The organism is Hymenobacter profundi, from assembly GCF_019334315.1.
In the GTDB taxonomy this organism is placed as follows: Bacteria; Bacteroidota; Bacteroidia; order Cytophagales; family Hymenobacteraceae; genus Hymenobacter; species Hymenobacter profundi.
The window spans coordinates 17,742-39,833 of record NZ_JAHWGL010000005.1; the positions used below are offsets into that span (position 1 = coordinate 17,742).

Here is a 22,092-nt window from a genome sequence, read left to right on the forward strand (position 1 = left end):
GAGACTAGTTCGGAAATTAAACTTTACATTAAGCAACTTTTAAGAATGATATTATGGCTATTTTATTTACATGCGCTCACTAATATCATATTTCCAACGCAGTAATTCAGTAGCTAATATGAAATCATTTATAGATGCATCAAGAACCGCAGTCATTGTCACAAAGTATATCGTGCATCACAAATCGCCTATTCTCTTTGTTTACCACTTTGCCGATGGCTTTTGACAATTTTCCGGGCAAGAAGAGCATGTAACAGACGCTGATTATCTCGTCCTAGGACTAGCCCAAGTTACCGCTTTAGACTCCTCCATCTTGGAGGTGGCTGACCTTCCCTTAGGCATGAGTGCTTCTAGAGTGAACAAAGGCGCGGAATGGACTTTTGAGAAGTTGATCGATGCTTAATAGCTATCTTGAAAAGCTGTCTGATAAGTAAAAGAAGACGTCTAACGCCCCTACCGCCACAGCTTCGGTAGGCTCCGCAGCAGGGCCCACGCTACGACCCCGCTCACGGCAATAATAGACGCCGTGGAACTGCGAATCGGCCGGAAGCGGGTAGTGCCTTCCTTCATCTCGATATACCCAACAGGCGTGACAACCACGCCTCCACCGCCGCCCGAACCGGCTGCTTCGGGTAGGCGGCCGCCGCCACCACCGCCAAAACCATAAACGACCCGCGCCACGGGAATCACGGTGGTGCCGTTGCGTTCTACAGGCTCTCCGTATACGGTGCGGGCAGTGACGGTAGTGCTGAGTTGTTCGGCCAAGTTTTGGGCGACTGTGAGGGTAGGGGAATCAGAAGGAGTCATGAGAAAATCATTTGATAAAAGAACGTCATGCTTCGGCAAGCTCAGCATGATAGTCTAAAGAAAGTAAACAAAAAGAAGCCAGCGGCATACACCGCTGGCTTCTTCTCTATTCAACTGAAAACCTGTTTTAGAAAGCCGCCAGCAGCGTTTTCAACCCAGCGGCGGCGTCGTTGCCGAGGTGCACGTGCAGGGTACGGCGGTCGGCGCTTTGCAGGGCTTCCAGGTCGCCTTGGGCCTGGGCATCTTGCAGGGTGCCGAAGGAATAGGAGCGACCAGGTAGGGGCAAATCCTGCGGGTGGCCCGCCGTCAGTTGCAGGAACAAGCCCGTGTTGGGGCCACCCTTGTGGTACTGGCCGGTAGAGTGCAGGAAGCGCGGACCGTAGCCAAACGTGGTAGCCACGTGCAGCTTGTCCTGAATCTGCTGACGCAGCTCTGCCGTCTCTTCGTTCACCGCTGCCGATTCCGTGAGGTAGGCTTGGATGGATACGTAGTCGCCGGCCTTCGCTTGCGCGAAGAACTGCTGCACTAGCTCCTTAGCCGAGCTACCCGATACCGATGAGTAGTAATCCAGCCCGCCTTCCGACAGGGCTTTTTCCTGCTCCGGCAGGCTGCCTTTTTCGGCTACCTCCTTCATAATCTTGTCGGTAGCCGTTTTGGCGGCTTGCACGTTGGGCTGGTCGAAGGGGTTGATGCCCAGCACCGCGCCGGCAATGGCCGTAGCGGCTTCCCAACGGAAGAATTCGGCACCCAGGTCCAGGGCATCCCTCATGCGGATAGTGATAACCGGGTGGCCGGCCTCTTGCAGCGCCTTCAGCTTCTGCGTGTTATCTTCATCGGCTTCGTTTTCGTAGCCCACGTACACAAACACGCGGTCCTGGCCGTACACCTCGGGCTTACCCAGGTGCTCGCCGGCAACCGGCAGAATGCCTTTGCCTTCTTTGCCAGTGCTTTCAGCCAGCAATTGCTCCAGCCACAAGCCCAAGTCGCTGAGCGACTGAGGTACTACCAGCGTGAGCTTGTCGCGGCCTTGGGTAGATAGTACGCCCAACGCAGCACCTAGCTGCAAGCCAGGGTTGTTGTCGCTAGCACCGTAGGCGCCACAGGCACGCATCATGATAACGGCACGGGCCAACAGTTCGCCTACGTTGATGCCGTAGAGCGCAGCCGGAACCAGGCCGAAGAACGTGAGAGCCGAGAAACGGCCGCCTACCTCAGGGAAGTTGAGGAACACCTTGCGGTAGCCCAATTCCTTGGCCGTTTCGATGAACGGGGAGCCGGGGTCGGTGATGCCGATGAAGTTTTCGCCGGCTTTATCGCCCTTCACGGCTTTCACCTTCTCGTAGAAATAATCGCCGAACGCCAGCGGCTCGGCCGTAGTGCCCGATTTGCTGGCTACAATGAAGAGCGTCTTTTCCAGAGGCACCGCCTTTTCAATCTCCTGCACCGTGCCGGGATTAGTGGTGTCCAGAATCAGCACGTCGAGGCCGTTTTCACCTTTTGGGAACGACTTCTCGAACACGATGGGGGCCATGGTGCTACCGCCCATGCCCATTACCACTACGTGGGTGAAGCCGTCGGCCTTGGCTTCCTGAGCAAACTGCTCCAGGCGGCCTACCTCGTCTATCATGGTTTCGGCTACGCGCAGCCAGCCCATGTAGCTACGGATGCTCTCCTGACCTTTAGCGTCTTGCGTCCACAGATCGGCCTGCTTGTTCCAGAAACCCGTGATGAAATCCGACTTCTTATACTCCTCAATCTTGGCGTCTACCTCTTGCTGGTACTCGCCTAGTTGCATCTCAGCTTCTACCGGCTGCAAGTCCAGGGCTTGCACGCGCTTTTTCTCAATCGAGTCGATCAGCTTAGCGAAGGGTTCCTTGAACTTCTTACCGCCGTCTTCTTCCAGGAACTGGGTACGCTCTTTCAAGTCGATGCCCAGCTTGGGTAGGGCGTTCAGCACTTCTTCTACTTGGTCGAGGTTGGTTTCCAGCGTGTTGGCTACTTTGCCTTTCTCGCGGAACAGGTCCAGGGTTTCCACCGGAATGGTATTTACCGTCTCCGGACCAATGAGGCCGTCTACGTAGCGCAGGTCGTCGTACTTGGGGTTTTTGTTGCCGGTGCTGGCCCACAGCAAGCGTTGCGAGTTGGCACCTTTCTCCTTGAGGGCTTCCCAACGTGGTCCGGCAAAAATGCCTTTGTAGAGCTGGTAAGCCTTCTTGGCGCTGGCCAGAGCTACCTCACCCACCAGGGGCTCGGCCAGCTTGGCCTTCTCGCCGCCTTCTTCCACCATTTTCTCCAGCACGGGATCCAACAGCACGTCGATGCGCGAGAGGAAGAAGCTGGCTACGGAATTGATGTTGTCGATGGCGCCGCCGGCTTTCACGCGGTCTTCCAGGCCCGAGATGTAGGCTTCGGCTACGGCCTCGTAGCGCTCCAGCCCAAAAATGAGCGTCACGTTCACGTTCACGCCTTCCGAAATGAGCTTGCGGATGGCGGGCAGGCCTTCGAGGGTAGCCGGCACCTTAATCATCACGTTGGGGCGGTCTACGGCTTTCCAGAAGCGCAGGCCTTCCTCAATGGTACCCTCAGTATCGTTGATGAGGTTGGGGCCTACCTCCAAGCTCACATAGCCGTCGCCGGAGTTATCGTGGCTGTCGTAGAGGGGGCGGAACAGGTCGCAGGCGTGCTGCACGTCGGCCACGGCCAGTTCAGCGTAGATGTCGTCGGCCGATTTGCCTTGCAGGGCTAGGGCCCGGATGGTGGTATCGTAGTCGTCGCTGCCGCCGATGGCTTTCTCGAAAATAGCCGGGTTCGACGTCACGCCACGCAAATCTTCTTCCTTGATGCGCTTTACCAGTTCACCGTTGATAAGGATTTTGCGACGGATGAAGTCCAACCAGATGCTTTGGTCGAATTCGCGAATTTTGTTGAGTGCGTTCATAAAAAATGGGTAGAAGCTGGGGCCGGAGCCCCGGCCGGAAATGTGTTAGGACAGTTCGCGGCGCTAAGCTAGGGAAAACCAAATATTCAGGCTAACGGATTTAAGAGGGAGAATACCGAAACCGTTGCCGAGGTAGGGCAGAAGAGTTGTCATTCCGAACGTAGTGAGGAATCTGAGTAGCAAGTAGCTGTTTTCCTCAGATTCCTCACTGCGTTCGGAATGACAGATTACTTCAGCACTTCCTTCTTCTCAATACCCACGTCGTTGCCTTTCAACAACTCGCGGGCTTGCTTCACAACGTTTTCTACGCTGAAGCCAAATTCGGCCATCACTTCCTCGCCGGGGCCCGATTCGCCAAAGCGGTTCATGCTGATGGTCGTGCCTTCGTCGGTCACATATTTGTGCCAGCCAATGGGTGAGCCGGCCTCAATGGCAATGCGCTTGCGCACGGCAGGAGGTAGGACTTTGTGCTGATATTCAGTTTCTTCCAGCTCAAACAACTCCCACGAGGGCATACTTACCACGCGCACGGCCACGCCTTCCTGCGTCAGCTTCGCCTGGGCTTCCAGCGCCAGCGACACTTCCGAGCCGGTACCAATCAAAATTAGCTCTGGTTGGCCGTTGTCGGCGTCTTTCAGGATGTAGGCGCCTTTAGCCACGCCTTCGCGGGCCGACCCCATCGTTTCCTGGTCCAGCACCGGCAGTTTCTGACGGGAAAGGATAAGCGCTACCGGCGTTTCGGCCTGGGTAAGCGCAATGCGCCACGATTCCACGGTTTCGTTGGCGTCGGCGGGGCGCAGCACAATCAGGTTGGGCACCGTACGTAGGCCAATCACCTGCTCCACCGGCTGGTGGGTAGGGCCGTCTTCACCCAGGCCAATGCTGTCGTGGGTGAACACAAACGTGGCCGTGGACTGGGCCAGCGCCGTGAGGCGGATAGAGCCGCGCATATAGTCGGAGAAGTTCAGGAACGTACCGCCGTAGGGACGCACGCCGCCGTGGCGGGCCATGCCGTTGAGGGCACCGCCCATGGCGTGCTCGCGCACCCCAAACCAGATGTTGCTGTCCTCGTAGCGGCCCGGCTGGAAGCTATCCTCGCCCTTGGTCGACATCTCGTTGGATGAAGCCAGGTCGGCGGAGCCGCCGAACAGGTAGGGCACGCTCTTTTTGAGAGCCGTAAGGGCTTTACCCGAAGCCTGACGGGTAGCCAAGGGGCCATCGGCGGGCTTGAACACGGGCAGTTCGGCATCCCAACCCTGGGGTAAGTCGTGGCTGAAAGCGGTTTCGAACTGCTGAGCTTCGGCCTCAAATTCCTTTTTATACGTAGCAAACTGCTCGTTCCATTCCTGTTGCAGCTTGGCGCCGCGCTGGCCGGGTTCCAGCAAGTGTTGCTTCACCTCATCAGGCACAAAGAACTTCTCGTCCGGATTCCAGCCCAAGAACTCCTTGGTTTTGCGCACGTTTTCAGGGCCGAGGGGCGAGCCGTGCGACTTATTGGTGCCTTCCAGCGGCGAGCCGAAGCCGATAATCGTTTTCACGGCAATAATCGACGGGCGGTCCGTCTCGTTTTGCGCTTCACGGATGGCGGCCTCAATGGCGTCCAGGTCGTTGCCGTCGCCTACCGTCTGGGTGTGCCAGCCGTAGGCGTCGAAGCGGGCCATCGGGTCTTCGGTGTACGCGAGGCTAGTAGGGCCATCGAGCGAAATGCTATTATCGTCGTATAGATAAATCATCTTGCCCAGCTTGAGGTGACCCGCCAGCGAGGCGGCCTCCGAGGCAATACCTTCCATCAGGTCGCCGTCGCTCACCAATACGTAAGTATAATGGTCGACTACATTGTGGCCGGACTTGTTGTAGATGGCGGCCTGGAAAGCCTCCGTCATGGCCATGCCTAAGCCGTTGGCAAAGCCCTGGCCCAATGGTCCGGTGGTTACCTCCACACCCGCCGTCAGGTTCGACTCGGGGTGGCCGGGCGTTTTGGAGCCCATCTGCCGGAAGCGTTTCAGTTCCGACATCGGCAAATCGTAGCCGTAGAGGTGCAACATGCTGTAAAGCAGCGCCGAACCATGCCCGGCCGACAATACAAACCGGTCGCGGTTGGGCCACTCGGGGTCTTGGGGGTTGAAGCGCAGGAAGCGCGACCACAGCACATAAGCCATAGGAGCGGCACCCAATGGCAAGCCGGGGTGGCCGGAGTTGGCCTCCTGCACCATATCAACGGATAACAGACGTAGGGTATTGACGCTCAGCTGGTCCAGGGATTGTTGGTTTTCGGGCATGATACGGAAAGATTGAAAGAAATTTAGGTGCAAAAGAAGCGTAACCGGCATCGTTGCCAGTAGCCTTGGGGGCTGGTTGCGCCCAGAGACGTTACTACTTAGTACGGGAAAAACCGTGTAAACGATGAATAAAACCTGGGGCTGACGGGCAGAAGCGCAGCCAAAAAACCAGATTCGTCGTTATACCTTTGCGTATACAACGCTCGTTCTCGCACATCACCCCGCTACTACGTATAATGTTCCGTTTGCATCTCGCGTTGCCTGCGCTGTTGCTGCTGCTGTGCCTGGTAGGCGCTACTCCGCCCCAGTCAGCAGCGCCCGCGCCCCTTACCATTGCCGCCGCCTCCGATTTGCAGTACGTGATGGATTCGCTGCTCACCATCTACCGCCGCCAACAGCCACAACAGCAAGTGAAGGTGGTGTACGGCTCCTCGGGCAAATTCTACCAGCAGCTCAGTCACGGCGCCCCGTTCGATATCTACTTCTCCGCTGATAGCAACTACCCTCGCAAGCTGTACCAGCAGGGCCTCACGGCCAGCGCGCCCCAACGCTACGCTACCGGCCGGCTGGTGGTGTGGAGCAAAAAGCTCGATCCACGCCCGCAGGGTATGAATATCTTACTGAACCCAGCCATTCATAAAATTGCCATGGCCAACCCCGCCCACGCCCCCTACGGCCAGAAGGCGCAGGAGGCTCTGCAACACTACGGCCTGTACGATAAGCTGAAACCGCGCTTGGTGCTGGGCGAAAACATCAGCCAAACGGCCCAATACGCCACTACCGGCGCCGCCGACGCAGGTATACTCGCCTTGTCGTTGGCCCGTAGTCCGCAGCTACGCCGACAAGGGCACTACTACCTCATTCCTGCTGACGCGCACACGCCTTTGGAGCAGGCTTATGTGGTGATAAAGCGAGCCGCCGGCAATCCGGCGGCAGCTTCGTTCACGGCGTTTATCAGCAGCGCCTCGGCCAAAGCCGTGCTGAAGCGGTATGGGTTTGAGTAGGGTAGGAGCCTTGAAAGTCGTCTGTCATATTTATCTGTCATCCTGAGCGGAGCGAAGGACCTTCCCACGGCAGAACAAAGTCATTCATTAGTAACTCCAACGTGAGAAGGTCCTTCGCTCCGCTCAGGATGACAACCTAAGAAAACATAAAAGAATACCGCTTCCACTTTGTCCGACTTCTCCCAAACCCTACTGCTCACCGCCAAGCTGGCCGCTCTCACTACCCTGCTGCTCTTGCTGCTGGGCGTGCCGTTAGCCTACTGGTTGGCGTATGCCCGGTTTCGGGGCAAGGCGGTGGTAGAGGCGCTGGTGAGTTTGCCGCTGGTGCTGCCGCCCACGGTGATTGGGTTTTACCTGTTGCTGGCTTTCAGCGCCGATAGTGGGGTAGGACACTTCCTGGTGCACACGCTGGGACTAGAGCTGAACTTCACGTTTGGCGGCATTCTGATTGGGTCGTTGGTATATAGTCTACCCTTTATGGTGCAGCCAGTGCAGGCCGCTTTGCACAATGTGCCCCGCTCGTTGCGGGAGGCCGCGTACACGCTGGGCAAGTCGCGGCTGACGACCTTGTGGCGGGTGCTGTTGCCCAATATCCGGCCGGCGTTGCTGAGTGCTTCGGTGCTGACCTTTGCGCATACGGTGGGCGAGTTTGGGGTAGTGTTGATGATTGGCGGCAACATTCCGGGCCAGACGCGGGTTGCTTCCATCGCCATCTACGACGCCGCCGAAAGCCTCGACTACGCCCGCGCCAACCACTACGCGCTGGTGTTGGTAGGACTATCCTTCGCGGGGCTATTGCTGCTGGCCGCTTTCACCAAACGCTCTGCCAGCCGCCTGCTGTGATTGACCTGCACCTCACCAAGCCCCTGCAAACCGCGCACGGCCCGACCCTGCTAGACGTGCGCCTGTCCGTAACAGCCGGTGAGTTGGTGGCCGTATACGGCGCCTCGGGCGCCGGCAAAACCACGCTGTTGCGCTTGCTGGCGGGCTTGAGCCGACCGGCCAGTGGCCATTTACGGGTAGGAAACGAGGTGTGGTATGACCAGCAAAGCGGTATCTGGCTGCCACCCCAGCGCCGTAGCATTGGCTTCGTATTTCAGGACTACGCGTTGTTTCCGAACATGACGGTGCGCCAGAACCTAGAATTTGCCCTACCTGATGCGTCGGGCAAGGCGTTGGTAGACGAGCTGTTGGAACTAATGGACCTAGGCGAGCTGGCCCGGCAGCGGCCGCAGCAGCTTTCGGGGGGGCAGCAGCAGCGCGTGGCCCTGGCGCGGGCGCTGGCCCGGCAGCCCCGCCTGCTCCTGCTCGATGAGCCCCTGGCTGCCCTGGACGTGCCTACCCGCCTGCGGCTGCAACAGGCGCTGGCCGCGGCGCACCAGCGCTTTCAGCTCACTACGCTGCTCGTAAGCCACGACTACGCCGAAATAACGCGGCTGGCTACCCGTGCCGTGGAGCTGGACGGGGGTAGGGTAGTGCGCGACGGCTTGCCGTCGGCGGTGCTGCCCGGCACTGACACAGCTCCCAACTTCCAGTTGACCGGCACCGTAGTAGCCGCCGAGCCTTCGGCCACTGGCCAGACATTGCAGGTAAGGGTAGGAGAGGAGGTAGTAACCGTGGCAGTAAGTGCCGCCACACCCTATCAAGTAGGCGACACGCTAGTGCTAACAGGTAGCGTGCAACGGGAGAGGTAGCTATTGTTTGAGTTAACTATTGTCCGGTGTGGAGACGCATATTTGCGTCTCGTCGTTGTTGATGTTGTTTGCTGAAACGGTGCTGATGCGAGTTGTTCAATGAAGAGACGCAAGTATGCGTCTCTACACATCTTTTTAGCTAATTCAAATAGCCGCTACAGCAAAGGCATTTGAGTGTATGAATAAAGGCGAAACTCCACAGTAAGGCAGCGCGTTTCTTACGCATCATTCGACCACTCACCATTTCCTGCCCGTGCCCGAACTACCCGAAGTCGAAACCTACCGCCGGTTTCTGGATGACCTTATTCTACATCAACCCATTACGGCAGTAGAAGTGCGCGACGCCCATGTGCTCACCACCGATGAGGACACGCTGCGGCGCTACCTGGTGGGTAGGCAGGTAATGGCCACGCGTCGCTTGGGCAAAAACTGCTTTCTCGAACTCGACAACGACACTGTGCTGGCCTTGCACTTTGGCATGACCGGCGACGTGGGCGCCTACCGCGACGACCCCGACGCCCCGCGCTTCACCCGCGTGGCCCTACACCTGGCCGACGGCATGCGCATCGCCTTTGTAGACCCGCGCAAATTCGGCCGCATCCGGCTGGCCGGCAGTGTGGCCGAATACCAGAAGCTGAAAAAGCTTGGTCCCGATGCGCTCGATATCACTTCTGAGCAGCTGCAAGCGGCGCTCAGCAAAAAGAAAACGCTGCTGAAGCCTGCTCTACTCGACCAGCGCATCACTGCCGGCTTGGGCAACTGGATTGTGGATGAGGTGCTGTTTCAGGCTAAAATCAACCCCGAACGGCTGTGCAATACGCTTACCGAGAAGGAGTTCAAAGCCCTGCACGCGTCCATTCAACTGGTGCTGAAAACGGCTATCCAGCAGGAGGCCACGTACCGCAACTTCCCGGCGTCGTTCCTGATTCATGCGCGCGAGTGGGACGACTCGGCCACGCCGGGTACCGACAAGCACCGGTTTTGCCCGCGCCACCCGCGCACCGAAATTGAGAAGAAATACGTGGGTGGTCGGGCTACCTACTACTGCCCCAAATGCCAGCCAGTGCCCGTCACGGCCAGTGAAAAGCCAACGGCCAGCGGAACCCAGGGGTAGGGAAAGCGTAAAAAGTAGCCCCTCCACTTTTAACGAATTCGCTTATGTTTCGCGCAGTTGATTATCCCGATGAAAACCTGCTGGCCCTTTATATCGGTGGCACGCTCACCAAAGCCGACTACCAAGGCGTGGTGCCTACCCTCGAAAAAAAGGTACAGCAGTACGGTAAGGTGAACGCCTACCTTGAATACCAGGGCATTGAAGATGTGACTTTGAAAGCGCTCTGGGAAGAGTTGAAAGAAGATGTAAAGCACTTCACCAGTTTCAACCGCGTGGCTGTGGTCAGCAACGACAATACATTGGTGAAAGCCGGGGCGGCGCTCAGCTCCGTCATCACGCCCAGCGATGTGAAGCACTTCAACCCCGACGAAAAAATGGTAGCCCTGCAATGGGTGCGCGGCGAAAACGCCGTGGCCTCACCGCGTACTGTAGACGTGTATTCCTCGTAGAATCAGTAGAGGAGCGTTACGCGCGCCCATCGTTGCGTCTGTTTTGGTGGGAAAAACCAAGTTTTCAATGCCAAGTCAGTTGAATATGAAGCAACAGACGCGTGCAACGCGCCCTTACAACGCAAAAGAGCCAACCGCACGCGGTTGGCTCTTTGTATTTCCTGCTACGCCTTCTTTTTGCTTACGAAGCGTCGGTGAGCATCGCTACCAAGCGGCCGTTGGGGTTGTACACCGCTCCAGAAGTATCGATGTATAGGCGGCGCTGCTTGGAATCAACCAGGATCAGGGGGAAGTCCTCGTCGTCGGAGCGAGTGATGCGGCCCACTACTTCGGCGGTGCGGGTGCCGGGCTCTACGTGCACCACGTTCAGGCGGTCGGTGAGGTAGAAGGGCTCATCCGGAGCGTCGCGGAAAGTAAGCTTGCCCACAATGGCGGTGCGGTTAGCTACGTTGCGGGCCACGGCAGGCGCCGTAGTCTGCGGACGCAATACGGCCGGCGCGGACGAAGGAGCCGTAGTACGCGTACTGGCCGCAATCTGGGTGTTCGACTGCTGCCAGCCCCGGCTGATGGCCGCGAGGCGTTGGCTACGGCCAGGGTGGGTTGCGGAGCCATGCTCGTCCGATATCACCGCCATAGCGGCCTGCGCTTGGGCCAGGCTGGCGCCCATCTTGCGCAACACAAAGCCCGAAAACTCATCGGCCTCCAGCTCGTCGGCGGGGTTAGAGCCGCGGCTCGTGAGGGTATGACCGTTGAGGTGGTGCCCCATTTCATGGGCCAGAATGCTGGTGCCGGCCCAGTCGGTGCGGCCGGCGCGGTTTACGGCTGCCACAAACTGCGGATTATACAATAGGTAGCGCTGGCCATTGTAGACCACGGCCGCGGCATTGTCTACCTCCGAGGTAGCCTGCAACTCGAAACGCGGTTTCAGGCCTACTACCGAGGTGATATCGCGCAGCACGTCGCGCTGACCGGTGGAGGATTGGGCGTAGGAAGTGCTGGGCAACAGAGCCCCCAGCACCAAGAAAAGACCCGCCAAGCGGCGGAAAAAGGCGTAGGACATGGAAGTGAGTTCTGAGTGGCTGATAACAGAAGGCAAATAATACGCCATAAAATCCTATTTGGCAGACATATCGGCTTCTATCTATACAACGCAGAACGCTACCTTTTTCGTTTACTTTTCCTGCCCTGGGGAGCCTTTTTTACAGAAAAATCAACCAAAATACAGCGGGGCGCCTCCCATCCGGAAAGCGCCCCGCTGTATGATAGGTAGTAGGGCTATAAGCGCACGCCGATACCCGGCCCAAAGAGGAAGAACAATTTCCCGCCATTTACTAAGTAGCCTCCGCCAAGATAGAGTGGGAACGTAAGCTTAGCGTCGCTGCGGGTCGGGTAGACCGAGCCGAGCACTACAATACCCAAGTCGCGGTTGGCATTGCTAGTAGGACTCAGGTTGAATGCATTGAGTGCTACGAAACCTGCACCTACTTTATAAGGGCGGGGCTTGTTGATTTTATTGGGATTGTAAAACGTTAGTTGGGCCAGCGTGGCTAGGCTGATGCCGCTAAAGGCTGTATAGTTGTTGTTCTCGCCGTTGCCATTTATTTGCTTGGTAAGCAAACCGGCCGGGAAGCTAATGTCGATGTCAAACTTCACCCTACGCTGCAACACTAGGTCTAGCGTTTGCGAGTAGCCCTTGTCGCCGTACTGGCTGGCCACGTGCTGCACGGTTACGTAGATGTGCGCCCAATCGTCGAGGTCGTAGGTTTTGCGGGAGAGCAGGCTGTTGAGGTTGATGTTGCCGACCTGGCACTGCGGGTCGCGGTAGAAAGCGGCCCGCAAGGAGTTGTCGCCGGGACACACCACCACGTTTTCAATGGTGCGCATCTCAATCAGGTTGCCTTTGGCGTCCTGGGTTCTGATCTGAAACGTGAGGTACTGCTTCCCATACAGCTGCTGGTCAGCGTCGATGGCGTTGGCATCGAAGGAAAACACCACGTCGCGCACGGTACGGGGGTAGAGGATGGGGCCGTTGAGGGTCGTAACGGGGCGCGCTGCCTCCCCAAACGTCACCTTCACGAAGTCCAGCGGGTGAGGGCGCTGAAACTCGCGCACGTTCAGGCCCTGGCCCGTGTTTTCATTGCCGTTGTAAATGGCCACGCGCTTCTTATCAATCCCAACGGGCACCTGCAAGCGGTAAATCACCGCCGACTCCGAGCGCACCGATGAGTCGGAGGGAACCACGCGCACATCCTCGAAGCGAAAAGGCGCCTTCAGCAGCGACTCGCCCTCTAGGCGTACATCTACCGTTTCGCCGGGATTCACGTTGGTGTTGGTGGTCCAGTCGCCGCCGCGGTGCCGCACGCTCACCGTAGTAATGGTGGTTTTGGGCGAAATGTTGAGGTTGGTGATGTATTTGGGCTGGTCACCGTCCTTTATATATAAGTAGCTGTCCGTTTGGCGGTGGGTGTTGTATACGCGCAGCCAGCACAGCACCCGGTCGTTGGAAAGGTACTGGCGCGTGAAAATTTCAGCAACGAGTGCCCCGCCGGCTTCTTCCTGATCTTCTACCCGGTAGGTGTGCTTCAGGTCGAAGGTGCGGCCGTTGTCGAGGATGATTTCTACGCCTTTGCGGCGGGAGCTTTCATCCAGCGTAATTTCTTTTTTGTCGACGCTCAGGAACCGTAAGCGGCTGCTCTTCACCGTGAATTCCTGCCGGATAGGAGGTAGGGAATAGCTCAGCTTTCGACCATTCTCAATCAGAAAGGGCCGCTCGGTTTGCATGCGCAGCGTGATGCTGCGCGTGCCCGTTACGTTGGGCAGCACGTGCAGCTTCAGGCCGCCATTTTCCTGCGCTATGCGGTAGTCGATGTCCTGGCCGTGGGTCCACTCACCGGTGGCGCGCACGTTTTTCACGTTGTTGCTGGTCAGGTCGAACACCTTCTCCTCGCCCACAAACAGCTCCGTATCGGTAGGGCGGAAGTCGAGGGAAGTGCGAGTGACAGGCAGCAGCTGCACCGTTTGGGTGAACTGCGGGCCGCGCAGGCTGTCGAGGTTGGCCTGGGCAAAAGTGAGGCTGAGGTAGCGCACCCCGGTCAAGGCCTTGAAGCGAATTTTGGTGCGATAGTACTCGTTGTTGACCGGTGTGAGCGAATCCAGCTGCTGGAAGTCGGCGGAGCGCACCAGGCGCAACGGCGCACTGGGGTTCATGCGCACAGGATAGGCCATAATTTCGGCCGTTTCGTCTTCCTGACGATAGTAGAAATACAGGTTCAGCTCGCCCTGCACGGCAATCATGTTGCGGCTGAGGGCGTAGTTGGTGGTGTCGGTGCGCAGCAGCAACTCGCGTAGCAGCGTGGCGCTACGGGTGGCCGCAGGGCTAACTGTCGTTGGGGCCGGCGCTTGGCTGGTGCGATAAGTAGGGGCAGGGGTAGAGGCTGGCACATCTGGCACCGGGGCCGGGCTGGTAGGCTGCTGGGCCCAGCTACGAGAAGGAAACAACCACAACAGCACAAAAAACGACAACCAACCTGTGCCCCGTAGGGCACGACGCAACAAAGTAGGCAATAGCACGGGCAGCAGAACAGAGGCGAACAAACAAAGCAAGCGCCGAAGCGCAAGCAAAGGTAGGGCCACGAGGCCGATTCGCGCGGAAAATTCGGCTTGCTACCCCTCTACATGCCGGTTCCTACTGGAAAGGCAGGCTTGCACATCGAGTTAATTTCAACTTTTTATTGTCCATAAAAGCCCACGGAGCGCAGTCATTTTCTCCAACTTCTAGCCTACCCTTGAAGAGGGACCAAACGGACTGATACGGTGTGTATAGGGGCAGATAGCAAGCCAAAGAAGAATAGGCTATATATAAGAATAATTATATCGATAAAAAGAGCTGTATACTCAACAGTAAATTGATTTTCAATAACTTAATAGGAGAGGTCGCGTAAGATAAGACAGATAGTTTAGAATCTGATCCAGGTTAAAAGCCTGTTGCCAATGCCTACCAACGACCTTGCTAATCAGCCGCCACTTTCGTCAGCGAAAGTCCCCATAATAGAGGAGAGGGCGGTGATTCACCGCGAGGTAGTGGAAAGTGGTCGGGTGCGGTTATCCAAAACCGTACACGAGCACCAAGAGGATGTAGACGTCATCCTACGCCACGAGGAAGTGCAGGTAGAGCGCGTCGCCGTCAACCAGTTTGTGGCCGATGGCGTGGCCCCTCCCACACCGCGATACGAGGGCAATACACTCATTGTACCAGTAGTACGCGAAATCGTGATGAAACGTCTGCTGATTGTAGAAGAGCTACACATTCTGAAACAACAAGTGGAAACCCGTGAAACGGAAACCGTAACGCTACGTCACGAGGAAGTGAACGTGGAACGCTACCCCGCCAACGAAGCAACTAACGCTTCTCCTGATCAGTAACATTCTCTCATACTTAACCACCACCTAACCCCTAAAAAAATGACTCATACCGTAATTGGAATGTTCGATACCGCCGACCAGGCAAAATCTGCTGCTCAACAACTTGCTAGTGCTGGCTTCAGCCTAGACCATGTAGACGTAGCCTCGCGTAACGACGATACAACCGATACTAATGATGTAAATCGCGGCCGGTACCGTAGCAATACTAACCGCACCGAAGAAAGCTCTACCGACAGCATCGGCGACTTCTTCAGCAACCTGTTCAGCGATGATGACGACAACGCTAATCGCTATGCTCATGCAGCCCGCGAAAGCGGCTCGTTGGTAACCGTACATGCTCACTCCGACGAAAACGCCCGCCAGGCCGCCGAAATTCTGGACCGTTGCGGCGCTGTTGACGTGAACGAGCGTGCCGAGCAGTCGGGTTATAAGGGCAAGGCTACGAATACAAACGCAAACAACGCGAATGCCAACGCCAACGCAACCAATCAAAACACCAATGATCAGGTGTCGGCGAAGGTAATCGAGGAAAACTTACAAGTAGGTAAGCGCGTGGAGCAAACGGGCGGTGCCCGTCTGCGTAGCCGCATCATCGAGCGCCCCGTAGAAGCCAGTGTGCGTCTGCGTGAGGAGCATGTGAACGTAAACCGCAAGCCGGTAGACCGTCCTGCTTCGGAAGCTGACTTTGAAGCTTTCAAAGAAGGTAATATCGAAGTAACCGAAAGCGCCGAGCGCGCTGTAGTGGGCAAAGAAGCCCGCGTGGTGGAAGAAGTAACGCTGGGCAAAGAAGTAACCGAGCGCGAAGAAACCATCCACGACACTGTGCGCAAGACGGAAGTAGACGTAGAGAAGTTGAACAACAACGACCGTCCTGCCGGTGACCCACGTCGCTAGAATCAAGGACTAATCCTTATAAATACGTAAAAAAGACGGCTGCTTTGCAGCCGTCTTTTTTATGCTCATTGCCTAAGATTTACTGCTGTAGCATGGTAAGAATGCCGCATTGCGCAACCCAACACTAGCCTGCACGGTATTAGAAAAGCACTAGGTACCTGCCATAGTGGCCGGGCCATTCCTTTCACTTTCCCGAATGACCACACCTCCCCCTACCTCCCGCACCCATACTTACAACATGGGCCTGATTGGCAACTGCGCCTTCCTAGGCCTGATTGGAACTGATACGGCCGTGCGCTGGCTGTGCTGGCCGCGCTTCGATAGCAGCTTTGTGTTTGGTAGTCTGCTTGACTCTCACAAAGGCGGTGAGTACAGCATCCGGCCCGCCGAGGGGGAGTTTCGGAGCAACCAGTACTATCTCGACAACACCAACGTGCTGTGCACTGAGATTGAAACCCCTGACGGCCGCTACCGCGTCACGGACTTTGCCCCGCGCTTCACGCAGTACGAACGTAACTACAAGCCCCTAATGTTTGTGCGGAAGGTGGAGCCCTTGCAGGGCACGCCCCGCGTGCGGGTGCGCTGCCAGCCGGTAGGGCAATATGGCGAGCAGGCACTCAGCCGCCGCCGCAGCTCCAACCACATTGCGTTTCTGGGCTTGGAAGAGGAAATTCGCCTCACTACCAATATTCCACTTACCTACGTGCTCGATGACCAGGATTTTGTCCTGAACGACACGTTTTATCTAGTGCTCACCTACGGCGCTCCGCTGGAAGCACCCTTGGAAAGCACCGCCGAACGGTTTCTGCGCGAAACCACCCAGTACTGGCGCAAGTGGGTGAAGAGCATGAGCATCGGCACGTTCCATCAAGCAGCCGTAATTCGCTCAGCGCTAGCCCTAAAGCTGCACCAGTACGAGGACACAGGCGCTATTATTGCCGCCACTACTACCTCTCTACCCGAAGCCCCTGGCTCGGGCCGCAACTGGGACTACCGCTTCTGCTGGATGCGCGACACCTATTATATCCTCACGGCCTTCAACAACATTGGTCACTTCGAGGAGATGGAGCGCTACTTCCACTACATCGCCAATATCTCGACCAAGGTAGAAGACAAGTATCAGCCCCTGTACAGCATCAGCGGGGCTTCCAAGCTGATTGAGGAGGAACTGGACCTGGAGGGCTACCTTGGCAACCGCCCCGTACGTATCGGCAACGATGCCTACACGCACATTCAGAACGACGTGTATGGGCAAGTGCTGGTTGCGCTGCTGCCGCTCTACGTAGACCGGCGCTTCATCGATTTTGAACGCACCCACACCGAAAAGCTGATCTACGACGCCCTGCGCCTGATTCGGCAAACCATGAACCAGCCCGACGCCGGGCTGTGGGAGTTCCGCACGTTGTCGCAGTACCATGCCTACACTTACCTGTTCCATTGGGCGGGTAGCCACGCGGCGTGCAAAGTGGCCAGCTACTTCCAGAACCCCGAAATCCAGCGTATGGCGCAGGAGTTGATGGACGAGGCGGCTGATAAAATTGAGCAGTGCTACAACCAGCAGCGTGGTGTATATACCAACGCCATTGGCTCGCCCCACCTCGACGCCAGCACCATGCAGTTGATCCTGATGGGCTACCTCGACCCGGCTTCCGAAAAAGCCCGCCAGCACTTGGTAGAGTTGGAAAAGGAGTTGATGACCCCCGAAGGCCTATTCTACCGCTACCGCCACGCCGACGACTTCGGCACGCCCGAAACCACGTTCCTAATTTGCTCTTTCTGGTACGTAGAGGCCCTGGCCGCCGTCGGCCGTCTCGATGAAGCCATACGCGAGTTTGAAAAGCTGCTCAAGTACACCAACCATCTGGGCCTGCTTTCCGAAGACGTAGACGCCAAAACCGGCTCGCAGTGGGGCAACTTCCCGCAGGCTTACAGCCACGTGGGCTTGGTAAACGCCGCCTACCGTATCTCCAAAAAGCTGGACCGCCCGAACTTCTTGTAGGGTTATAAAAAAAGCTGTTGGCCGTTAGCTGATAGCTGTTAGCTTCTCTAAGAGATAGAAAGCTAACAGCTATCAGCTAACGGCCAACAGCTTTTTTACAGTAATACTACTGCGGCACGCTCACCTCTGCCAGGCTTTGCAGTAGCTCCTGCACCTCTGTGGTGCCGGGCACGTGGAAGCGCGCCAACGAGCGGCTATTGCGGCCTACCTTAATAGTGAAAGCATCTTTGGGCATCGCGCCGAAGGTATCCTCGTCGGTGCGGTCGTCGCCGATGGCCAGGATGAAGTCGGGCTGGTAGGTGGCCACCCAACGGGCGGCGGCGGTACCTTTGTTGAGACCGGCAGCCTTAATCTCAATCACTTTGTTGCCCTCCAACACTTGCAGGTCGCTGTTGCTGGTCAGGAAGCTGAGGTGGCTGATGAGCTCGCGCACGCGTACGGCAGCTAGCTCGGCATCGGCGCGGCGGTAGTGCCACACCAGCGAGAAGTCTTTGTCTTCAATAAACGACCCCGCCGTGCGGCTCACATACAACTCCAGGGTAGGGCGAATTTCCTTCATCCAGTCGTTGCGCATGGGCTGAAACAGCGTCCAGTCATGGCCTGCGGCCCGCAGCCACACGCCGTGCTCGGCAATGAAATCGACGGGCAAATGGCCCAGCCATTTCTGCAGCGTCTGCCGGTCGCGCCCGCTGATAATCACCACGCGGTTGTGCGGGTCGGCGCTTAGCGTAGTCAGGGTTTCCAGTATTTCCGCCGAAGGCGCCGCCTTCTGTGGGTTGGGGTGGAAGGGCGCCAGCGTGCCGTCGTAGTCGAGCAGCAGCAGGCGTTGCGAAGCGGTAGTATATTGTTGGCGGAGCGTGGTGGCTTCCGTCGCATCCAGCATTTCGGTGGCGAGGGTCATCTGTTTGATTTTAGTATACGCCAGACGATTCATAAACAGCTCCGTCCAGTGGTAAACGTTGTAGTGCTGCACCAAGGCCTGCATATTGGCTAGGCGCATTTTCTGCTCCTCCTCGGGCATTTCCAGCGCCTCATGCATGGCTTCGGCCAGCTGGTTCATGTCGGAGGGGTTGATAAGCAGGGCGTCGGACAGCTCGCGGGCGGCGCCGGCCCGCTCACTCAAGATTAGCACACCGCTACGGTCGGCCTTGCTGGCAATAAATTCCTTGGATACCAAGTTCATCCCGTCGCGGATGGGCGTTACCAGGGCTACCTCCGCCATGCGGTACAGGGCCGTTAGCTCTTCCAGCGGCAGCGAGCGGTAGAAATAATGAATCGGGTTCCAGGTGATGGTGCGGTAGTCGGCATTGATGCGGCCCACCAACTCGTCAATCTCCTCCTTCAACTCCTGATACTGCGCTACCTGGTCGCGCGAGGGCACTACCAGCATAATCAGCGTAGCGCGGCCCTGCCATTCGGGGTAGCGCTGGAGCAGCAGCTCAAAGGCCCGCAGGCGCTGGGCAATGCCCTTGGTGTAGTCGAGCCGGTCGATGGATAGGATGATGCGGGCGTTGGGTAGGGCCGCCAGGTAGTTTTGCTCGTGCTCCTGCGCCACCTCCGAGGCCGCGGCATTAGCGTAGCGCTCGTAGTCAATGCCCATCGGGAAAGCATCAATCAGCACCGTACGATTCTTCAACTCCAAGCGGCCGTTCTGGCTGGGGTAGCCCAGCAGCTGCGACACTGAGCTGAGGAAGTGACGCATGTAGCCAAAGGTGTGGAAACCAATCAGATCAGCGCCCAGCATGCCTTCCAGCAATTGCGTGCGCCAGGGTAGGGCGCGCAGCAGCTCATACGACGGAAACGGAATATGCAGGAAAAAGCCAATGGTGCTGTGCGGCCGGGCCTTGCGCAGCATTTGCGGTAGCAGCAGCAGTTGGTAGTCGTGTACCCAAATGGTATCATCGTCGCCGGCTGCCTCCAGCACGGCGTCGCAGAATTTCTGATTCACGGCCACATACGTCTCCCAGTGCTGCTCATTGTACACGGCATACTGGCTGAAGTAGTGGAAGGTAGGCCACAGCGTTTCGTTGCTGAACCCCTCGTAAAAACCCTTTATTTCGTCGTCGTTCAGGAAGACCGGCTGCATGCTGTCGGCCTGTAGTTTGGTGGTAATCTGCTGCCGCTCCGTTTCGTCGTCTGCTACCAGGCCGGGCCAGCCAATCCAGACGTTGCCCTCGGCCCGGTAAATAGAGCCCAGCCCCGTCGCCAATCCGCCTTCACTGGGCGTAAAAGCCAGGTCGTCGTCGGTGCGCTGTACTTTGGTAGGCAAACGGTTAGAAACAATAATAGTACGCGACATAGAAAGAAAGCTTGGTGAAAGAAAGAGTAGGCATTCAAGTAATAAGTAGTACGGAGTAGAATTGTTTATTACCGAATGGGAATAACGATTATTACAAACGATAGGTTAGGGTAAGGTCATCAGGCACAAGTCAACACCGCAGCAATTCTGTTTTTTGGTATAATGGCTGATCTTATTGCTACTCACAGAATACAACAGAAATTACTATAGTACTACTGTAATCATCAATAATACTATCGTGTTGTGCTTTGCTGCACGATTGTTCTGTGTGGTGCAGTTATTCCAGTGGTCGTAGGTAGAGAAGACTATTGGTTTTTAGGGGTGATGTGCTGTACATAAGTAGAGCATTGAAAATCTATCAACATTTTTTCAATAGAGAAAAATACTATTGCCCTTACGCGGTATAGAATATCCTGCTGTCAGAGTACATAAGCAAGTAACCCGCATTTCATGAGTTAATTGCTGTGGTACAGTTGTAGCGAAGTGTAGCTTGGGGTAGATGAACCAGTAGCACTAAAAATAAAAGTCCGATTAGCGGCAGCTAATCGGACTTTTAAAAACAGGGGCCGGATAAATTACTCGGCAGTTTCGGCTTTGCGCGGGCGGCCAGGCTTGCGGGCACCTTCGGCACGAGGCTTACGCTCCTTGGCGGTAGGCGTGTAGCCGGGCTGTAGCATTTCGTTTAGCTCTTCTAGCAGCGAATTTACTTTCGTAACGTTTTTGCGAATCTGATTGAGTAATTGCTCGTTGGTGGCGGCATTATCAACAATTTCCTGCAGGCGGGCAATATCCATGGTTGCCATTATGAGTTAAGTTGTGAGTTTAAATTAACGTGTTGTAAATGTTACGTGACAAATATAGTGTTAGTTCCTGAGTGGTAATAATAAAAAATAAATTAATTAATAGATGTATGAATGATATGGTTTGCACAAGATTGTGCCTGCGGTTTCTTCTCTTGTTTTTTATTATTACGTCAATGCGTGTAATAGTTATGCTGAATGGTTGAAAGACAATTTTTTAATGACGCTGCTATCTGAAAAGATGAAAAATACGCTTACAGCTTACTTAGATATACTTGAGATAAATATATCTAAGTAGTTCAGTAGTAGTAGCTAAAGATGAGTGTATTCCGCAACACATTGCAAATGCTGCTTATAGCCACAGCAGTAGACTATACTTTTCTCGCAGCTGAACTAGTATTTTCACTACCGCTCAGCAAAAATTCGCGCAGCCGGTTGATGTGGCGTTTTATTTCTTCGATGCGTTCTTCCTGCTGGGCGCTCCAGTACCCTTCGCCGTGGCTAGCCATATTGCTGAGTAGGTTTTTGCGCTCTTCCATCATGCGCAAGGCCACCCACAGCGTTTCCTCCATTTCCTGCTGCGAAGATTCGAGCAAGGCCTCGGCGGTGTAGGCGTGGCCGGTGTGGCAGCGAAAGCGCAGCACGCTGCCTTCATTCACCTCCCAAAGATTACCGCCGCAGCCGGGGCACGTGAGGGGCACTTGGTGCCCAATCTCACTAACTTCGTCTACTGTACCCATAACACGCTCGGCAATAGCCGCTTCTAGTTGTAAGTCGTGCGGAATGTGTGGGCGATGCTCCGGTTTACTGACCTGCTGACCTACCAAATCCATCAGCAGTGCCCCCATCTGGCTCATGGGCACCACGTAATCGACGGCCACGTGGCGCAGGGCGCTTTCGGGCATGCTGGCAAACTCGGCGTCGGCGGGGTCTTGCACCACGGCAGTGCCACCGCAGCGCTTCACAAAGTCGAGGCCAGCGGTACCATCGTGCAGCATACCCGTTAGGACCACGCCAATGACATGGGAATCGAAAGCCACGGCGGCCGAGCGAAATAGCGCATCGGCGGCCGGGCGGTAGTTGTTTTCGTGCGGGCCTTTGGTAACCAGTATGCGGTCTTCGTGCGTGAGCAGGTGCCGGTCGGGCGGGGCCAGGTAGAGGGTACCTGCTTGCAAAGGCGTTTGGTCTACTGCCAGCTGGCAGTGCAGGGAGGTGTGCATGGACAGCCTGTGCACCAGGGGCTGGCCCGTCGAGTCGGGGGCCAGGTGTTGCACTACCAATACGGCTGCCGGAAGCGTAGCAGGAAGTTGCGCTACTAGGCGCGTGAGAGCCGGCATACCACCGGCGGAAGTGCCAATAACAATAAGATAAGAAGGAGCAGCCACGGAAAACG

16 protein-coding genes are annotated in these 22,092 nt (G+C 56.4%); 8 read left to right on the forward strand and 8 right to left on the reverse strand.

Features of this window, described 5'->3' with window-relative positions; all coding sequences use genetic code 11:
• Positions 1-453: 453 nt before the first annotated feature.
• The 3 genes from KYK14_RS02475 to tkt all read right to left on the reverse strand — a co-directional run bounded on the left by KYK14_RS02475 (position 454) and on the right by tkt (position 6,024).
• Positions 454-807, reverse strand: a complete 354-nt coding sequence (locus tag KYK14_RS02475; RefSeq protein WP_208307503.1) for a spore germination protein GerW family protein — start codon at positions 805-807, stop codon at positions 454-456.
• A 127-nt stretch (positions 808-934) separates the two neighbouring features.
• On the reverse strand, positions 935-3,745 hold the full coding sequence (locus tag KYK14_RS02480; RefSeq protein WP_219156665.1) for a bifunctional transaldolase/phosoglucose isomerase: 2,811 nt from the start codon (positions 3,743-3,745) through the stop codon (positions 935-937).
• A 227-nt stretch (positions 3,746-3,972) separates the two neighbouring features.
• Positions 3,973-6,024: a transketolase gene (gene tkt, locus KYK14_RS02485; protein WP_219156667.1), complete on the reverse strand. Its 2,052-nt coding sequence runs from the start codon at positions 6,022-6,024 to the stop codon at positions 3,973-3,975.
• A 236-nt stretch (positions 6,025-6,260) separates the two neighbouring features.
• On the opposite strand from tkt, the gene modA reads away from it, so the two are divergent.
• From modA to KYK14_RS02510, 5 genes are all read left to right on the forward strand, one after another.
• Positions 6,261-7,028 carry a molybdate ABC transporter substrate-binding protein gene (gene modA / locus KYK14_RS02490; protein ID WP_219156669.1) on the forward strand — a complete coding sequence of 256 codons (768 nt, stop codon included), beginning with the start codon at positions 6,261-6,263 and terminating at the stop codon, positions 7,026-7,028.
• Positions 7,029-7,196: 168 nt separating this feature from the next.
• On the forward strand, positions 7,197-7,871 hold the full coding sequence (gene modB, locus KYK14_RS02495; RefSeq protein WP_185284049.1) for a molybdate ABC transporter permease subunit: 675 nt from the start codon (positions 7,197-7,199) through the stop codon (positions 7,869-7,871).
• Positions 7,868-8,722: an ATP-binding cassette domain-containing protein gene (locus KYK14_RS02500; RefSeq protein ID WP_219156671.1), complete on the forward strand. Its 855-nt coding sequence runs from the start codon at positions 7,868-7,870 to the stop codon at positions 8,720-8,722. The genes modB and KYK14_RS02500 overlap by 4 nt, the downstream gene beginning before the upstream one ends.
• 253 nt (positions 8,723-8,975) lie before the next feature.
• Positions 8,976-9,836 carry a DNA-formamidopyrimidine glycosylase gene (gene mutM, locus KYK14_RS02505; RefSeq protein ID WP_185284047.1) on the forward strand — a complete coding sequence of 287 codons (861 nt, stop codon included), beginning with the start codon at positions 8,976-8,978 and terminating at the stop codon, positions 9,834-9,836.
• 44 nt (positions 9,837-9,880) lie between these two features.
• Positions 9,881-10,285 carry a SpoIIAA family protein gene (locus KYK14_RS02510; RefSeq protein ID WP_185284046.1) on the forward strand — a complete coding sequence of 135 codons (405 nt, stop codon included), beginning with the start codon at positions 9,881-9,883 and terminating at the stop codon, positions 10,283-10,285.
• Between the two features lie 181 nt (positions 10,286-10,466).
• Here KYK14_RS02510 and KYK14_RS02515 read toward each other — a convergent pair whose 3' ends face one another.
• Together KYK14_RS02515 and KYK14_RS02520 are read right to left on the reverse strand one after the other, a co-directional pair.
• Complete coding sequence (locus KYK14_RS02515; RefSeq protein ID WP_185284045.1) at positions 10,467-11,345, reverse strand: M48 family metalloprotease; 879 nt, start codon at positions 11,343-11,345, stop codon at positions 10,467-10,469.
• 215 nt (positions 11,346-11,560) lie between these two features.
• Positions 11,561-13,879 (reverse strand): hypothetical protein, encoded by a 2,319-nt coding sequence (locus KYK14_RS02520; protein WP_185284044.1) that lies wholly within the window; start codon positions 13,877-13,879, stop codon positions 11,561-11,563.
• A 396-nt stretch (positions 13,880-14,275) separates the two neighbouring features.
• On the opposite strand from KYK14_RS02520, the gene KYK14_RS02525 reads away from it, so the two are divergent.
• From KYK14_RS02525 to KYK14_RS02535, 3 genes are all read left to right on the forward strand, one after another.
• On the forward strand, positions 14,276-14,707 hold the full coding sequence (locus KYK14_RS02525) for a YsnF/AvaK domain-containing protein (protein WP_219156672.1): 432 nt from the start codon (positions 14,276-14,278) through the stop codon (positions 14,705-14,707).
• A 39-nt stretch (positions 14,708-14,746) separates the two neighbouring features.
• Positions 14,747-15,601, forward strand: coding sequence for a YsnF/AvaK domain-containing protein (locus KYK14_RS02530; RefSeq protein ID WP_208307493.1), 855 nt, complete (start codon positions 14,747-14,749; stop codon positions 15,599-15,601).
• A 196-nt stretch (positions 15,602-15,797) separates the two neighbouring features.
• Positions 15,798-17,600 carry a glycoside hydrolase family 15 protein gene (locus tag KYK14_RS02535; protein WP_185284041.1) on the forward strand — a complete coding sequence of 601 codons (1,803 nt, stop codon included), beginning with the start codon at positions 15,798-15,800 and terminating at the stop codon, positions 17,598-17,600.
• 106 nt (positions 17,601-17,706) lie between these two features.
• Here the strand turns inward: KYK14_RS02535 and KYK14_RS02540 are convergent, their stop codons facing one another.
• The 3 genes from KYK14_RS02540 to KYK14_RS02550 form a co-directional block, all read right to left on the reverse strand.
• Positions 17,707-19,899 carry a bifunctional alpha,alpha-trehalose-phosphate synthase (UDP-forming)/trehalose-phosphatase gene (locus KYK14_RS02540; protein ID WP_219156674.1) on the reverse strand — a complete coding sequence of 731 codons (2,193 nt, stop codon included), beginning with the start codon at positions 19,897-19,899 and terminating at the stop codon, positions 17,707-17,709.
• Positions 19,900-20,474: 575 nt separating this feature from the next.
• Complete coding sequence (locus KYK14_RS02545; RefSeq protein ID WP_185284039.1) at positions 20,475-20,702, reverse strand: hypothetical protein; 228 nt, start codon at positions 20,700-20,702, stop codon at positions 20,475-20,477.
• 368 nt (positions 20,703-21,070) lie between these two features.
• Positions 21,071-22,084: a chemotaxis protein CheB gene (locus KYK14_RS02550; protein ID WP_219156676.1), complete on the reverse strand. Its 1,014-nt coding sequence runs from the start codon at positions 22,082-22,084 to the stop codon at positions 21,071-21,073.
• Between the last annotated feature and the right edge of the window lie 8 nt (positions 22,085-22,092).

Bases quoted from the DNA above. Each gene is read 5' to 3' on its own strand.
- KYK14_RS02475 (WP_208307503.1), bottom strand. From the start codon at position 807: ATGACTCCTTCTGATTCCCCTACCCTCACAGTCGCCCAAAACTTGGCC.
- KYK14_RS02480 (WP_219156665.1), bottom strand. From the start codon at position 3,745: ATGAACGCACTCAACAAAATTCGCGAATTCGACCAAAGCATCTGGTTG.
- tkt (WP_219156667.1), bottom strand. From the start codon at position 6,024: ATGCCCGAAAACCAACAATCCCTGGACCAGCTGAGCGTCAATACCCTA.
- modA (WP_219156669.1), top strand. From the start codon at position 6,261: ATGTTCCGTTTGCATCTCGCGTTGCCTGCGCTGTTGCTGCTGCTGTGC.
- KYK14_RS02510 (WP_185284046.1), top strand. From the start codon at position 9,881: ATGTTTCGCGCAGTTGATTATCCCGATGAAAACCTGCTGGCCCTTTAT.
- KYK14_RS02515 (WP_185284045.1), bottom strand. From the start codon at position 11,345: ATGTCCTACGCCTTTTTCCGCCGCTTGGCGGGTCTTTTCTTGGTGCTG.
- KYK14_RS02525 (WP_219156672.1), top strand. From the start codon at position 14,276: ATGCCTACCAACGACCTTGCTAATCAGCCGCCACTTTCGTCAGCGAAA.
- KYK14_RS02530 (WP_208307493.1), top strand. From the start codon at position 14,747: ATGACTCATACCGTAATTGGAATGTTCGATACCGCCGACCAGGCAAAA.
- KYK14_RS02535 (WP_185284041.1), top strand. From the start codon at position 15,798: ATGACCACACCTCCCCCTACCTCCCGCACCCATACTTACAACATGGGC.
- KYK14_RS02540 (WP_219156674.1), bottom strand. From the start codon at position 19,899: ATGTCGCGTACTATTATTGTTTCTAACCGTTTGCCTACCAAAGTACAG.
- KYK14_RS02545 (WP_185284039.1), bottom strand. From the start codon at position 20,702: ATGGCAACCATGGATATTGCCCGCCTGCAGGAAATTGTTGATAATGCC.